At 67.5% G+C, this 14,412-nt stretch carries 13 protein-coding genes; 6 read left to right on the top strand and 7 right to left on the bottom strand.

What is annotated here, in order from left to right; genetic code table 11:
- Positions 1–20 precede the first annotated feature (20 nt).
- On the bottom strand, positions 21–782 hold the full coding sequence (locus tag FV560_RS19095; protein WP_159623420.1) for a TetR/AcrR family transcriptional regulator: 762 nt from the start codon (positions 780–782) through the stop codon (positions 21–23).
- 102 nt (positions 783–884) lie between these two features.
- Between FV560_RS19095 and FV560_RS19090 the strand changes: the two genes are divergently transcribed.
- The gene (locus FV560_RS19090; protein WP_159623418.1) at positions 885–1,862 is read left to right on the top strand and encodes an ATP-binding cassette domain-containing protein; all 978 of its coding nucleotides are present in this window, start codon (positions 885–887) and stop codon (positions 1,860–1,862) included.
- Positions 1,859–2,716: an ABC transporter permease gene (locus FV560_RS19085; protein WP_159623416.1), complete on the top strand. Its 858-nt coding sequence runs from the start codon at positions 1,859–1,861 to the stop codon at positions 2,714–2,716. Before FV560_RS19090 ends, FV560_RS19085 begins: the two co-directional genes overlap by 4 nt.
- Here FV560_RS19085 and FV560_RS19080 read toward each other — a convergent pair.
- The 5 genes from FV560_RS19080 to FV560_RS19060 form a co-directional block, all read right to left on the bottom strand.
- Complete coding sequence (locus FV560_RS19080) at positions 2,706–3,242, bottom strand: hypothetical protein (RefSeq protein ID WP_159623414.1); 537 nt, start codon at positions 3,240–3,242, stop codon at positions 2,706–2,708. The two genes, FV560_RS19085 and FV560_RS19080, sit on opposite strands and share 11 nt — an antisense overlap.
- Position 3,243: 1 nt before the next feature.
- Positions 3,244–4,266 carry a Gfo/Idh/MocA family protein gene (locus tag FV560_RS19075; protein WP_159623412.1) on the bottom strand — a complete coding sequence of 341 codons (1,023 nt, stop codon included), beginning with the start codon at positions 4,264–4,266 and terminating at the stop codon, positions 3,244–3,246.
- A gap of 34 nt (positions 4,267–4,300) precedes the next feature.
- On the bottom strand, positions 4,301–7,003 hold the full coding sequence (gene topA / locus FV560_RS19070) for a type I DNA topoisomerase (protein ID WP_159623410.1): 2,703 nt from the start codon (positions 7,001–7,003) through the stop codon (positions 4,301–4,303).
- A gap of 131 nt (positions 7,004–7,134) precedes the next feature.
- Positions 7,135–8,046: a phosphatase PAP2 family protein gene (locus FV560_RS19065; protein WP_159623408.1), complete on the bottom strand. Its 912-nt coding sequence runs from the start codon at positions 8,044–8,046 to the stop codon at positions 7,135–7,137.
- A 125-nt stretch (positions 8,047–8,171) separates the two neighbouring features.
- Positions 8,172–9,710 carry a DUF7059 domain-containing protein gene (locus tag FV560_RS19060; RefSeq protein ID WP_159623406.1) on the bottom strand — a complete coding sequence of 513 codons (1,539 nt, stop codon included), beginning with the start codon at positions 9,708–9,710 and terminating at the stop codon, positions 8,172–8,174.
- Between the two features lie 230 nt (positions 9,711–9,940).
- Here FV560_RS19060 and FV560_RS19055 point away from each other — a divergent pair, with 230 nt between their 5' ends.
- From FV560_RS19055 to FV560_RS19040, 4 genes are all read left to right on the top strand, one after another.
- Positions 9,941–11,350 carry an MFS transporter gene (locus FV560_RS19055; protein WP_159623404.1) on the top strand — a complete coding sequence of 470 codons (1,410 nt, stop codon included), beginning with the start codon at positions 9,941–9,943 and terminating at the stop codon, positions 11,348–11,350.
- A 399-nt stretch (positions 11,351–11,749) separates the two neighbouring features.
- Complete coding sequence (locus FV560_RS19050; RefSeq protein WP_159623402.1) at positions 11,750–12,028, top strand: acyl carrier protein; 279 nt, start codon at positions 11,750–11,752, stop codon at positions 12,026–12,028.
- A gap of 30 nt (positions 12,029–12,058) precedes the next feature.
- A complete protein-coding gene (locus FV560_RS19045; protein ID WP_159623400.1) occupies positions 12,059–12,451 on the top strand; it encodes a killer suppression protein in 393 nt (130 codons plus the stop codon).
- Between the two features lie 59 nt (positions 12,452–12,510).
- Entirely contained in the window at positions 12,511–13,542 is a 1,032-nt protein-coding gene (locus FV560_RS19040; protein ID WP_159623398.1) for an ImmA/IrrE family metallo-endopeptidase, read from the top strand.
- On the opposite strand, the gene FV560_RS19035 is transcribed toward FV560_RS19040, so the two are convergent.
- Positions 13,514–14,401, bottom strand: a complete 888-nt coding sequence (locus FV560_RS19035) for an alpha-glutamyl/putrescinyl thymine pyrophosphorylase clade 3 protein (RefSeq protein WP_159623388.1) — start codon at positions 14,399–14,401, stop codon at positions 13,514–13,516. The two genes, FV560_RS19040 and FV560_RS19035, sit on opposite strands and share 29 nt — an antisense overlap.
- Positions 14,402–14,412 lie beyond the last annotated feature (11 nt).

Genomic DNA, 14,412 nt, shown 5'->3' with positions numbered 1-14,412 from the left:
AGCGTATCGGCGCCCGCCGACTATCCTCGCCGGACCCGCAGTTCCAGCCCGTCGAGGAAGCAGCTCAGTCCCAGATCGAAGGTCTCCTCCCAGGTTCCCTCGAACGTGTCGCTGCTCAGCGAGGCCATCGTCGGGTAGGTACCGGATGCCATCGCCGCCTCCATGAACGGCAGCTGGCCCCCCCAGAACGCCTCGTCGTCGAGCCCGGACTCCTCGGAGATCTGCTCGTAGAAGATCTGCTGGCGCACGGCGCCGGTGACGTAGCCGTCGAGGGCAGTGATGACGTTGAGCTTGTCCTGGTCACTCATCGCAAGATCGGTCAGTCCGGACATCGTCCGCTCCAGCCCGGCCACACTCCCAGGCCCCAGCGCGGGCCTGGCCATGTTCACCTGAAGCAGCCAGGGGTGGCGCAGGTACAGGGCCCGCCCTGAGTGCGCATCGAACTCGAGGGTGTCCCGCCAGGTGCGCGGCAGGAGCGGCTGCTCCTCGCTCGGCGCCGAGAACCGGTCAAGGAGCAAGGCGAGCAGCACGTTCTTGTCGGGCACATAGCGGTACAGGGTCATGGTGCCCACCCCCAGCTCCCGGGCGATACGGCGCATCGAGAGCGCCTCGACCCCGTCGGCATCGGCGACATCGATAGCCGCGTCGACGATCGCCGCGACGGTCAGCCCCGGTTTGGGGCCGCGTCCGGTCGGCGTGTGGCCGTGCCAGAGCAGTTCGAGAGCACGGACGAGCTCCGCGTGCGCTTGGCTCCGGTGCGACTCGGATGTGGTGGTGGCCATGGTCTCCTACTGTAACAATCTTTCCGCGTGCATCGTACGCAGTTTGACCGGGTGCATCGTACGCAGTAGTTTGTGCGTACACCGCACCCAGAAGGAGGGGACATGCCACCAACCGACCTGGCGGTCGAAGCGCGAGGCCTGACCAAGCGCTACGGCCCTACCGTCGCTCTCGACGGCGTCGATCTCGCCGTCCCGCGCGGCACCGTGCACGGGCTGCTCGGCCCGAACGGCGCGGGGAAGACCACGACCGTGCGCATCCTGACCACGCTGACCCGCCTGGACGAGGGCCGGGCCACAGTGGCTGGTCACGACGTCAAGACCTCAGCACGTCTGGTCCGGCGTGCCATCGGCCTGACAGGCCAGCAGACAGCAGTCGACGATCTGCTGACCGCCCGGCAGAACCTCACCATGTTCGGGCGCCTGTTCCGGCTCGACAAGCGATCGGCCGCACGACGCGCGGATGAGCTGCTTGAACAGTTCAGCCTCACCGACGCCGCGAACCGGGCGCCGAAGAAGTTCTCCGGCGGGATGCGCCGCCGCCTCGATCTGGCGGCCTCGATGATCCTCGCCCCGCAGGTGCTGTTCCTCGACGAACCGACCACCGGGCTGGACCCGGCGGGGCGCCGCGAGGTGTGGCACGCGATCCGTCAGCTTGCGGCCCAGGGCACCACGGTGCTGCTGACCACGCATTACCTCGACGAGGCCGACCAGCTCTGCGACCGGATCAGCGTGGTCGACCACGGACGCAATCTCGTCGAGGACACACCGGCCGGACTCAAGCGCCGCATCGGCGATGAGCGGCTCGAACTCACCGTTGCCGACCTCGGCGATCTCGACCAGGCGGTGGAGCTCGTGCAGCGTGCCACCGAGCTCGTGGCGGACACGACACCCGGCAGCAGCACCCTCAGCGTGCCGGTGCCCGACGGCGTCCGCGCCCTGACCGACGTGGCCTCCGAGATCCGGGCGGCCGGCCTCGACCTGGCCGACATCGCGCTCCGCCGCCCGACCCTCGACGAAGCCTTCCTCCAGCTGACGGGCGACCAGGCCGTGCTGACCGGACCGACTGAGGAGACCTCATGAGCACCACATCGACCCAGCCGCTCGCCGCACCCGACGAGACTCCCGGCAGCCGCCTGCTGTGGGTGTTCAAGGACACCTGGACGATCGTGATGCAGGAATTCATGCACCTGCTGCGCCAGCCGTCCACGTTCGCCTGGCAGCTCGGGATGCCCGTGGTCATGGTGCTGATGTTCGTCTACGTCTTCGGCAGCGCGATGGACGTGACCGGGATGGGTGCGGGCGTCGGGTACATCGACTACGCCATGCCCGGGATGTTCGCCATGACGATCGCCTTCGGGTTCATGAACACCGCGTTCCCGGTGGCGTTCAACAAGGAGAAGGGGTTCATGGACCGCTTCCGGTCGATGCCGATGTCCTCCTCCGCCGTGGTGACGGGCCGGGGCGTGGCCGACATCATCCAGGCGGCGGTAGACCTCGCCGTCATCGTCGGCATCGCGCTGGCGATCGGCTGGCGCCCGGCCGGTCCGGTCACGGACACGCTTGCGGCGTTCGGTCTGCTGCTGTGGCTGCGGTTCGCCCTGATCTTCGTCGGGATCTGGATCGGCCTGCGGGTCAAGAACACCGAGGGCGCCGGGAACCTGTTCGCCATCGCCTTCCCGCTCGGCTTCATCTCCTCGGTCTTCGCACCACCGCAGATGATGCCCGGCTGGCTGGGAACCGTCGCAGCCTGGAACCCGGTCTCCTCGACAGCGTCAGCGATCCGCGAGCTCTTCCAGACGCCGGGGGTTGATCTGGCCACCAGCACCTACTGGATCGAGGGGCACGCGATCGCGGGAGCCTTGATCTGGCCCGTCCTGCTGCTGGTCGTCTTCGTACCGCTGGCAGTGCGGCAGTTCCAGAACCTCAGCCGGTGACAGCACGGCGGAGCCGCGGCCCGAGCAGTTCCCGCCGGGCATCGGGGGTCGCGAGCGCCGCGGGACTGGCGAGCAGGTGGGCCGCGCTGACATCGAGGCTCCACGCCCCGGCCACCGGGACGATCTGAATGAGGTAGGTGATACGACCACCACCCGCGATGGCCCCACGGAGCACGTCCCGGAGTGCGTCGGCCAGGTCGGCTATCTGGCGGTCCCAGATCTCCTCGTGCTCCTGCAGGCTCGGTCGCACCTGACGCTGAGCCTCCCGAAGCGGCGCGCTGTGGTGCGGGACGGGTCTCGATCGCGGCGCGTCGGCCACCTGCCGTAGCCACGCGAACCAGTCGCGCTCGGAGACGTCCGCAGCGCCGCCGGAGCGCGGCGGGACAGCAGGCTCGAGCGCGGGAATCTCCGGTGACCACGGCAGACGGAGGGCATCACGAACGGCAAGGGCCGCCGTCCAGCCCTCTCCTCCGGTCAGGCTCAGCCCGGAGAGAGCCTGTGCCGTGCTGCTCGGGCCGGCGTGCACCTCACTCCCCCGGCAGCACGACCCCGAGCTGCCGGCGCACCTCGTCCATGGTCTCCATGACGGCGAGGGTGTGGGCCCAGGTGTGCACGTCGGACTCCAGGTGGCCCCCTGCGACGCAGCGGGCCACCTCGGCCGCCTGGTATTCGAATCCGCCACCGACGGACGGGGCAATCGTGCGCGGATCGCCCTCACGGGGGCGCACGGTCATCGAGGTCGGGGCATAGAACGTCGGCTCGATCTCGATCCGGCCCTTGGTGCCCGTGATCGTCGCCGCGTTGCGGGTGGCACCCTTGAGGCTGGCGCCGAGCAGTGCTAGCGCCCGGTTGCCGTACCGCAGGGTGATCGCCTCACTCTCGTCCACCCCGGTGGTGGTCATCGTGCCCACGGCAGTGATCTGATCCGGGGCCCCCAGCACTGCCTGGGCGAACGAGATCGGGTAGACACCCAGGTCGAGCACCGCACCACCGGCCAGGTCCGGGTTCTTCAGCCGGTGCTCGTCCTCGAGGTGGTCCAGCCCCTGACCGTGTTCGGCAGTGAGCATGTGCACGTCGCCGATCTCACCGGAGGCGATGACCTGTCGCATCGCGACCATGTGCGGCAGGAACCGGCTCCACATGGCCTCCATCACGAACACCCCGCGTGCCTTCGCCGCCGCGAAGAGTTCCCGCGCCTCGGCAGCGTTACGGGTCAGGGACTTCTCGATCAGCACCGGCTTTCCCGCCTCGATCGCGAGCATCGCGTGCTCGAGATGCTCCGAGTGCGGCGAGGCCACGTAGACCGCCTCGACCTGCTCGTCGGCGACGAGGTCCGCATAGCTGCCGTGCGCCGTCGGGATCTGGTGTGTGGAGGCGAAAGCCTGGGCCCGTTCCAGGCTGCGCGATCCCACGGCGACCACCGTGCCGGAGGAGTGTGCAGGCACGTCAGCGGCAAACTTGGCCGCGATCCCGCCGGCAGCGAGGATCCCCCAGCGCAGCGGCGGGGCGTCGGCAGGGTCGGGACCGTAGGTGGGATCGTGGATCGTCATGGGTTCACCCTAGGCGCACGGAGAGCGAGCCCAATCAGGACTTCTTCGTAGCAGCCTTCTTCGCCGGTGCCTTCTTAGCCGCAGGCTTACGCGCCGGGGCCTTCTTCTTCGCCGGGCCCTTGGCACGCTTCTCTGCGAGCAGCTCGTATGCACGGTCCGCGGCGATCGTCTCCACCGAGTCGGCGGCACGCAGCGTGGCATTCGTGGTGCCGTCGGTCACATAGGGGCCGAACCGGCCGTCCTTGACGACCACCGGCTTCCCGCTCGAGGGGTCCTCGCCGAGTTCCTTCAGCGGCTTGGCGGCCGTGGCTCCCCGGCCGCGCTTGGGCTGGGAGTAGATCTCCAGCGCCTCGTCCAGCGTGATGTCGAAGATCTGGTCCTCGGAGGTCAGCGAACGGGAGTCCGTGCCCTTTTTCAAGTACGGCCCGTACCGACCGTTCTGAGCGGTGATCTCATCGCCGGACTCCGGGTCCTTGCCCACCACGCGCGGCAGGGACAGCAGCTTGAGGGCGGCCTCGAGGTCGACGGTCGCCAGATCCATGTCCTTGAACAGCGAGCCCGTACGCGGCTTCGGCTTGGCGGGCTTCTTCTTTCCCTTGGCCGGTGCCTCCGGCTCGGGCAGCACCTCGGTCACATACGGTCCGAAGCGGCCGTTCTTGGCGATGATCGTGTGCCCGGTCGCCGGGTCCACACCCAGCTCGCGGCCGTCGTCGGCGCTGGCGGCGAACAACTCCTCCGCCTTCTGGGCTGTCAGCTCGTCGGGGGCGATGTCGTCCGGCACCGAGGCGCGTCGCGCCTGCCCGCCCTCCTCCGACGGCGTTCCCTCCAGGTACGGCCCATACCGCCCCACCCGCAGGGTGATCCCGTCCGCGATCGTGATCGAGTTGATCTCCCGGGCGTCGATCTCGCCGAGGTCCTCCACCAGGTTCTGCAGACCTTCGGCGCCGTCGCGGCCGAAGTAGAAGCCGGCGAGCCAGTCCACCCGGTCGGCCTCCCCAGCCGCGATCCGGTCCAGGTCGGACTCCATCTCGGCGGTGAAGTCGTAGTCGATGAGCTTCGGGAAGTGCTCCTCCAGCAGCCGGATCACCGAGAACGCCACCCAGCTGGGCACCAGTGCCTGGCCGCGCCGCAGCACGTAGCCGCGGTCGGTAATGACCGAGATCGTGGCCGCATACGTCGAGGGACGGCCGATGCCGCGCTCCTCCAACGCCTTGACCAGGCTGGCCTCGGTGTAGCGCGGTGGTGGGGAGGTCTCGTGCCCCTCAGCCACCAGCGCATCGGTCGCCACGCCGTCACCGGTCTGCAGGTCCGGCAAGCGGGCGTCCTTGCCGCTTGCATTCTCGCCGTCGGAGTAGCGCTCGACGTCGCGACCTTCTTCATACGCAGCGAGGAAGCCGCGGAAGGTGATGACGGTGCCGGAGGCCGCGAACTCGGCCACACGACCATCGGACGCCGTGCCCTGCAACCGCACGGACGCCGTCGAGCCCTTCGCATCGGCCATCTGCGAGGCGACGGTGCGCTTCCAGATCAACTCATACAGGCGGAACTCGTCTCCGCTCAGTGCGCCGGAGACCTGCGCCGGGGTGCGGAAGGAGTCCCCCGCCGGGCGGATCGCCTCGTGCGCCTCCTGCGCACCCTTCGACTTGGAGGCATAGAAGCGCGGCTTCTGAGGAATGAAATCCGCCCCGTACAGCTCCGTGGCCTGCCGGCGGGCAGCGTCGATCGCCTGACCCGACAGCGCCACCGAGTCGGTACGCATGTACGTGATGTAACCGTTCTCGTACAGCGTCTGGGCGGTGCGCATCGCCGCGCGGGAGTTCATCCGCAGCTTACGGGAGGCCTCCTGCTGCAGCGTGGAGGTGGTGAACGGCGCCGCCGGACGGCGGGTGTAGGGCTTCTCCTCGACCGAGCTCACCGTGACGTCGGCACCCTCGAGCGCCGAGACCAGCCCGGTGGCGGTCGCCTCGTCCAGGTGCAGCGTCTTCTGGTTCTTGAGCGTGGCGTCGTCGCGGAAGTCCTTACCCGTGGCGACCTTCGCACCGTCGACGGCCACCAGGCGTGCACCAAAGGTGGTGCCGGCCGTCGCACCCCGGCCGCCGGTGAAGGAGCCCTTGACGTCCCAGTACTCGGCTGCGCGGAACGCCATCCGCTCACGTTCGCGGTCGACCACCATCCGGGTGGCCACCGACTGCACACGTCCGGCGCTCAAGCCCTGACGCACCTTGCGCCACAGCACCGGGGAGACCTCGTACCCGTAGAGGCGGTCCAGCAGGCGGCGGGTCTCCTGGGCATCGACGAGCCGGGTGTCCAGATCGCGTGGCTCGGCCAGGGCCCGCTGGATCGCCTCTCGCGTGATCTCGTGGAAGACCATCCGCTTGACCGGCACCTTCGGCTTGAGCACTTCGAGCAGGTGCCAGGCGATGGCCTCGCCCTCGCGGTCCTCATCTGTGGCGAGGTAGAGCTCGTCGGCATCCTTGAGGAGCTTCTTGAGCTCGGTGACCTTCTTCTTCTTGTCCGCGTCCACCACGTAGTAGGGGTCGAAGCCGTTCTCGACGTCGATCGCGAACTTCTTGTACGGCCCCTTCTTCATCTCCGCCGGCAACTCGGAGGGCTGGGCAAGGTCACGGATGTGCCCGACGCTGGCCTCGACATCGAAACCGGACCCCAGATAGCCAGCAATCGTGCGTGCCTTCGCCGGGGACTCCACGATCACAAGCTTGCGGGCCGTTGCGGTCACGCGGACCTTCCTTCGTTCGGGGTGCGCAGCTACGCACAGTGCTCTCGAGGTGCGACGGTACAACGTGCCGGGCCGTCTCGTCGCACCGCGCACAGTACCTGGTGCCGGCCTCACCACCCGGACGAGCCAGCTCAGTCCCGGCGGTAGGGCCGCATCACCAGCATGCCAGCCGTCGTCAGGCAGGCGACGGCTGCCACCGCGAGACTACCCCCGACATAGGCGGCGGTGGTCAAGCCGCCCGTGGCGGCCATCACTGTGCCCACCGGCGGAAGAGCGCTGAGCACCCAGGCCCCGATCCCCAGCGACAGCAGCCCTGTCAGGGCTCCGAGAGCGACCAGTACGGTGGCCGCGTTCACCGGTGGGGCGGGCCGGTATCCGCGCGGGAGAGCCGCCCGGGCGGGGAGTTGGCGCGCCGCCTCCACCAGGAAGTACCAGACCGCGACCACGAGGAAGGCGCTGACCACGTCCGAGGGGCGGTGCCAGCCTCCGACCAGGGTGCCGAGACCGGTAAGTGCGCTGTAGGCCACACCGGCGACCGCGACCGTTCCCCGCCAGCGGCGTGGCGCGATCAGCAGGGCCGTGGCCGCCACCGACGCCGCCACGGTCGTGTGCCCGGAAGGCAGCGAGTTCTCCAGGACGTAGGTGACGCCCAGGTCCGGCCGTGCCAGCAGGTCCTTGAGTACCTGCGTGGTGAGGTTGGCACCACCGAGAATGGCCACGGCACCGAGCGCGATCGCGGGCCGGCGCTGGATCACTGCACCGATGACCGCGGCGAGCAGTGCGGCCGCGACGAACGGCTCGGAGACGACGGTCAGCACCGGGTTCAGCACCGGATCGAGTGTGTCCCGCCCGAAGGAGGCGCCCAGAGCGGCGGCATCGTCGAGCTGCTGCCCGCGGGCGGTGGTGACGAAGATGCGCCACAGCACGATCACCGCCACCGCGCAGGCCACCGCGCCCAGCAGCGGAGGCACGGCCCCGCGCAGACGAGCGCGCCCCGGCTGCGGTGCCGAGGGCATCGCACCAGGCGGTCGCGCGGGAGTCATCGTGGCCATGATGCTGCACGATAAGCACCGATGCTGGGAGATCACTGGGAGACCACGCCGGGCGGATGGGTTCCGGTGCTGTGCGGTGGACCGCAGTCATACAGTGACTGAAATCCACCGCACAGTCAGCGCCGAGGCAGTCTCAGCAACCCGTCGGTCACCAGTCCCCGGACGTCGGGGAGCACGGAGTCGAGCACCGCGTCCCGCTCCAGGCCGGTGAGCGCTGCGACACCCGCGGCGATCTGCGCCACGGTCAGGTCGCCGTCGCAGGTGCCCACCACGGCCGCGAGCGCCGTGTCGGCACGGACCGTGCGCCCGAAGCCTCCCCCTTGCCGCAGCACGATCACCTCCGGGTCCGCAGATCCGGGCCGGTAGTGGCGCTCCTCGGTCACGTCTGGGGACACCGTGAGCGCATGGTCAGCGAGCTCGGTGTCGGTGAGCCGCACGAGTGCGTCCTTCGCCGTCAGCGTGGCCTCGACTGCCGGCCACAGACCGCCGGTGTGGGCACCGGGCAGCGTGCCGGTGACCTCCTCCACACGGTGCCACGGCTGCGGAGGCGACGCTGCGCCGTCGGGGATATTGGGCTTGTGCAGGGTGACGTACCCGAACCCGACGGCGGTCACGCCACGGGCCTCAAAGTCCGCCAGCCACGCGGCGTACCCACGCTCCCAGGCGGCGCGGTCGCGGTCGGGGGTGATGCCGCCGTCGCGCAACCAGGTCTCGGCGTACTCGGCCGGATCGGCGCTCTCACGCTGGATCACCCAGCCGTCGAGGCCGGAGTCGGCCAGCCACTGCTGGATCCGATCGAAGGGCCCCTCCCCCTCGTGCACCTCCCAGTTGCCGAGGAGCTGGGCGATGCCAGCCGGGGCGAGCACGTCCGCCACCCCGGTGATCAGGTCACGGACCAGGTCATCGCCGCGCCGGCCGCCGTCCCGGTAGGTGTACTCGGTCAGCCCCGACTCGCGCGGCGTGATCACGAACGGCGGGTTGGAGACGACGAGGTCGAACCGCTCACCAGCCACCGGCTCCAGCATCGAGCCCTCGCGCAGATCGAGTTCGACACCGTTCAGGGCCGCGTTGAAGCGGGCGAACGTGAGCGCCCGGGCCGCGAGATCGGTGGCCACGACCTGGTCGGCGAACGGAGCGATGTTGAGTGCCTGCACCCCGGAGCCTGTGCCGAGGTCGAGTGCGCGGTGGACCGGGCGCCGGACCGTCAGCTCCGCGAGAGTCCGCGAGGCTCCGCCGACGCCGAGCACGTGGTCGCGTTCGACGGCACGTCCGGTGGTGGCTTCCCCGAGATCGGCGGCCAGGTAGAACGCGCCGTCGGGCGTATCGATGGGGCGCAGGTCGATGGCGCCGCGCAGCCCGTGGACGTCGGCGCTGAGGAGCCCGGCCCGTTGCGCCTGCTCGGCGCCGAGACGTGGGAGGGCAGCTTCCGCCTCGGCCGGTGTGAGGATGTCGCCGAGGAGGAACAGGCGGGCGAGCAGTGCGGTGGGCTCAGAGCCGGCGGCACGAGCTGACTGAACCGCGGGCAGCACCTGCTCGCGGCCCAGGGCCGCCATCGGGACGGGGCCGAGAAGCTCGGTCAGCCGATCCACCGAGTAGCCGGCGTCGGTGAAGTCTGCGCGCAATGCCCGCACTGCCTGGACGTCCGGCTCAACCATCCGCCTCCCCCTCCATGAAATCAATCGTCGATCTGGTTGTTCGAGCGTAGCCAGGGGTGACGGCGCCCGTCAGAATAGCCAGGAATCGGACGTCGATCTGGCTGCTGGACCTGCGATCGACCGCCAGATTGACGTGCGATTCCTGCGGGTGGGGTTCGTGGGTAGCCAATTCGACGTGTGATTTGCGCGATGGACACCCGCTGGCCACCCGCGAGTGCCACAGTGTGTCCATGACGAGCACGCCTCTGCCGTGGGCATCGAAGGATCGGACCCTCACCTGGCCGGTGATCGCCTGGTCGTTGTGGGACTGGGGGTCGGCAGCTTTCAACGCGGTGATCACCACCTTCGTGTTCACCGTGTATCTCACCTCCGACCCGTTCGGCCCGGAGGCCGAGCGCACACTCGGCTGGGTGCTCGCAGGCGCGGGGTTCCTGATTGCGCTGTTCGCCCCCGTCACGGGTCAGCGGGCGGACCGGGCGGGGCGTCGCACGCTGTGGCTGGCGGTCAACACGGTCCTGGTGATCCTTGCGTCGGCGGGCTTGTTCTTCGTGCTGCCCGCCCCCGAGTACCTGTGGCTGGGGTTGGCGCTCCTCGCGGGCGGGAACATCGCGTTCGAGTTCGCCGGCGTGAACTACAACGCGATGCTCGCCGATGTCTCCACGCCCCGGAACGTGGGCCGCGTCTCCGGCCTGGGCTGGGGTATGGGGTATCTGGGCGGGATCGTACTGCTACTGGTGGTTTACCTCGGCTTCATCGAGCCCGACGTCGGCCTGTTCGGGGTGACCGCCGAGGACGGTCTCGACGTGCGGATCAGCATGCTGCTGTGCGCGGTGTGGACGCTGGCGTTCTCCATCCCGGTGCTGCTGACGGTGCGAGACCGGCGGCGGCGCAGCGATCCGACGACGGCCCGGGTCGGGCTCATCGGCTCCTACAAACTGCTGTGGCGCACGGTGGTCGACCTGTGGAACCGCGACCACAACACGGTCTACTTCCTGCTCGCCTCCGCGGTCTTCCGCGACGGGCTCGCCGGGGTGTTCACCTTCGGCGGGGTGATCGCCGCCGGCGTGTTCGGCTTCTCCCCCGGCGACGTGATCATCTTCGGCGTGGTCGCGAACGTCGTCGCCGGGATCGCCACGATCCTCGCAGGCCGGCTAGACGATGCGATCGGCCCGAAGCGGGTGATCATGGCCGCCCTGATCTCGATGGTGGTCATGGGCCTGTTGATCTTCTTCCTGCACGACGGCGGCCGTACCGTGTTCTGGACGTGCGGCCTGGTCCTGGCTGCTTTCGTCGGGCCCGCGCAGTCGGCCTCGCGTACGTTCCTCGCCCGGCTCATCCCTGCCGGGCGGGAGGGCGAGGTGTTCGGCCTGTACGCGACCACCGGGCGGGCCGTGAGCTTCCTGGCCCCCGCGATGTTCTCGGTGGCGATCTCGGTCGGAATCGCCACCACGGACGCCGCGACGTCCGACGAGGCCCAGTACTGGGGCATCCTCGGGATCGTGTTGGTGCTGGTGGTCGGGCTGGGGTTGCTGTGGCCCGTGAAGCCGCACGATCACGCGGAGTCGGCGTTGGGCGAGGCTGCAGTGGACGCCGAACCGCACGAGACGGGTCGGCCGAGCGGGCCGACCAGCGACTCCTGAAGCCGGGTCGCTCGGCCACGTCTGGTGGCGGGTTCGGGGCTGTCATGTCCGGATGTCAGAAGACCTCCCGGTCCCGGTAATGAAGCCCGGACGGCCGCTACGGGACGTCAGCCGGGTGGTCGGGTCTGCATGACCTTCTGGCCCGGGATTTTGCCGGTTGTGGTTCGGCTTACGGGACGGTTCAGCCAGCGTGGGGTGCGATCGCTGTATTCCACCAGGATGACGTGAGCAGACGAGGACCCCCAATTTCCGCGCGGACGGTTCCGCGTTGAGGTCATTCGCACCACAAGCGTAGGCTCACTCGTCGCGCGGCCCGTAAGGTGGCGGTGAGTCCGGGCGCAAACGTGGCACTCGGTGCACCGCCGTCCCAGGGGCGGCACATTGGAAGGAGACCACAGGGTGGCGACCAACGAAGAGGTACTCGCAGCCCTGCGCAACGTGATCAATGATGTGACAGGCATCCCCCTTGAAGATCTCGCGCTCAGCAAGTCTTTGACCGACGACCTCGATCTCGACTCGCTTGCCATCGCAGAGATCGTGGTGGCGATTGAAGACCGTCTGTCGATTCCTATTCCCGATGAAGACATCAAGAGCCTCGTGACCGTCTCAGACCTCGTCGTCTACGCCGGGGGACGTCTGGACGGGGCATCGCCGCACCCGGGCGAGCCGGGTCGGTGATCCGCGCTAGCGGAAGGAGAAGCACACCGCGTGCCGCGTTCGTCTGCTCCACCAGAGAGGGTAGGTTTGAGACTGGACCAAGTTCAGGACGGCGACCCGATGATACTTTCCTTTGAAACCGAGGAGCTTCGGACGATATGTGAGGACCCCGATGTCGCCACGTCGCAGCTGGGCGAGGACGTCGCAGGCGTCCTACGACTCCGGCTCGCGGACCTCCGAGCCGTCGACTGCATCGACGACATGCCCGTCGGTCGAACGACGCGAAGGGGACAGGAGTGCGACTTGCTCGAAGTTGAACTCGCCGATGAAGTCGTCATGACGTTCGAGTCGAACCATAAACGGCCACGAATCACCGACACCGGCAGCGTCGACTGGCCACAGGTCCGTCGAATTCGCCTGACTCAGATTGGAAGGCCGTCATGAGCAATGGTGGAATTTCGACACGGTGGGCTTCCCCACCTGGCGAAACAATCCAGGCTGTAATGCGTGACCGTCATTTAACGCCCAAACGTGTCGCCGACGCAACCGGCCTCACGACGTTAGACTTCGAACGCTTACTTTCTGGCGACTTGGGCATCAATCTCTCGACGGCACGTGCACTTTCGGATCACCTTGGCGCAACCGCCGCTTTCTGGCTCACCCGAGAAGCTCAATACCGCGATGACCTCGATCGCGTACATGCGGATGCCTGGTCCAGGGCGCTCCCACTCAAGCAGATGTCTGAATGGGGCTGGATCGCCCAGCCCACGACCTGGAAGCAACGTATAGCAGCCTGCCTGGACTACTTCGACGTCCACACCGTCGCAGAATGGGACGCCACCTACGCTGCCCAAGTTGACAACGCCCTCTTCCGAACCTCGCGTGCACACGAACACCAGACCAACGCGACAGCCGTGTGGTTTAGAGCCTGTGAGCTCCAAGCCAACCGAGTAACTATCCAAAGCGCATTCACACCAAAAGGCTTCGAGCGGGCACTAACTGAAGTCCGGGCTTTGACCCGACAGTCAAACCCGACCAGATTTGTGCCAGCACTTGTCGAAGCCTGCGCCTCCGCTGGCGTTCGACTCGTGGTAGTCCGCACGCCAAAGGGATGCACCGCAAGTGGAGCTACTCGGCTGTACAAGGGAGCCCCGCTCATCTCACTGAGTGCGCGCCACCTATCGGACGACCATTTCTGGTTCACCTTTTACCACGAGGCGGCGCATGCGCTGATGCACGACCTCACCGGGCCGTTCATCGATTCCGACGACGCCGAGGACGCTACCCAGGATAACCATTTAGAGTACGAAGCGAATCGGCTCGTCGCCCATCTACTACTCGGCGGAGCGGACCTTGACTCGCGGCCCCAGTCTTACCGCCAAATCATTAAAATCGCTCAGATCGCCGGGATCTCACCTGGTATCGTGGTGGGGCAACTTCAGAACAGCGGAATCTTGGGCAGGAATGAGCACAACAGCCTGAAACGATGGTTCGCTTGGAACGGCACTACCCTCGAAAAGGCACGAACGCAGTAGGGCTCTTCTGCCAGTTGCAGAGAGCATCCTCCAACACATCGTTCGTTACATTAATCGCCTCACGGATCGGGACCAGTCGTCTCTCGAGTTGACGCGGACTGTGTTGCGATTTCAAGCCGCCATCCAGCAATAGGGAAGCCCCCGCCCTTGGCCCGCTCACGTTCGCTAAGTACGTTGAGTCCGGCACCAGAGCCGGGAACACGCCCGTCTTGCCAAGCATCGTCAAATAGTCGAACCGCGCAATCCGACCGAACCGATGGACCTTCTTCATGGCCTTGAACACGAGCCGGAACTGTTCTTCGCCGTTGGCTGCTGACACCGCCTCAGGCCTGCCCCCGGCATGGCCAGCCGACGCGACCCAGCCGACGTAGCTGGAGACTACCGAACCGGTGCCCGGTCCCGAGGATCCAGACAGGCTCTCGTACTTGCGGTGGTTGCCGAACGCGAGTCCCGATGCGCTGAGTTGCGCTCGGTTCGCATCCAGCCATGCGCGAACGCCAGGCAGATCTCTACTCGCCTCTTCCCAAGTCCACAGCTTGGTCCCGCCATCGCGGCCATAGAATGCTGACACAAGATCCCAACCGCGTTTACGATGGTAGCCGAACTGGACCGACAGGAAAACCAGCCAGCACGCCTCGTCGAGTTCGCCGTCCCTGGACTTTAGGATTGCACCACGGATCGGGTCGAACTTTCCGGTCGCGGGGACTAGGCACGAGTCGCTGAGTTTGGCGCTGCGCAAGTATTCGACTACGAATCGCCGGCGCCTCATGCTCTCGATCAACTGCGCCGTCAGGCACTCTCGGGAATCCCGATCTGCGATACCTGGGAGCGCCTCGATCGAAGGATCGAACGTCTCCAAGACGGCCAGTA

This window comes from Ruania rhizosphaerae (assembly GCF_009805705.1).
Taxonomy (GTDB): Bacteria; Actinomycetota; Actinomycetes; order Actinomycetales; family Beutenbergiaceae; genus Ruania; species Ruania rhizosphaerae.
The sequence above is the reverse complement of the archived record's forward strand: the minus strand, read 5'-3'. Positions and strand labels throughout refer to the sequence as shown.

Excerpts from the sequence above, each read along its gene's own strand:
- FV560_RS19095 (WP_159623420.1), bottom strand. The coding sequence starts at position 782 with ATGGCCACCACCACATCCGAGTCGCACCGGAGCCAAGCGCACGCGGAG.
- FV560_RS19090 (WP_159623418.1), top strand. The coding sequence starts at position 885 with ATGCCACCAACCGACCTGGCGGTCGAAGCGCGAGGCCTGACCAAGCGC.
- FV560_RS19085 (WP_159623416.1), top strand. The coding sequence starts at position 1,859 with ATGAGCACCACATCGACCCAGCCGCTCGCCGCACCCGACGAGACTCCC.
- FV560_RS19075 (WP_159623412.1), bottom strand. The coding sequence starts at position 4,266 with ATGACGATCCACGATCCCACCTACGGTCCCGACCCTGCCGACGCCCCG.
- FV560_RS19065 (WP_159623408.1), bottom strand. The coding sequence starts at position 8,046 with ATGACTCCCGCGCGACCGCCTGGTGCGATGCCCTCGGCACCGCAGCCG.
- FV560_RS19060 (WP_159623406.1), bottom strand. The coding sequence starts at position 9,710 with ATGGTTGAGCCGGACGTCCAGGCAGTGCGGGCATTGCGCGCAGACTTC.
- FV560_RS19055 (WP_159623404.1), top strand. The coding sequence starts at position 9,941 with ATGACGAGCACGCCTCTGCCGTGGGCATCGAAGGATCGGACCCTCACC.
- FV560_RS19040 (WP_159623398.1), top strand. The coding sequence starts at position 12,511 with ATGCGTGACCGTCATTTAACGCCCAAACGTGTCGCCGACGCAACCGGC.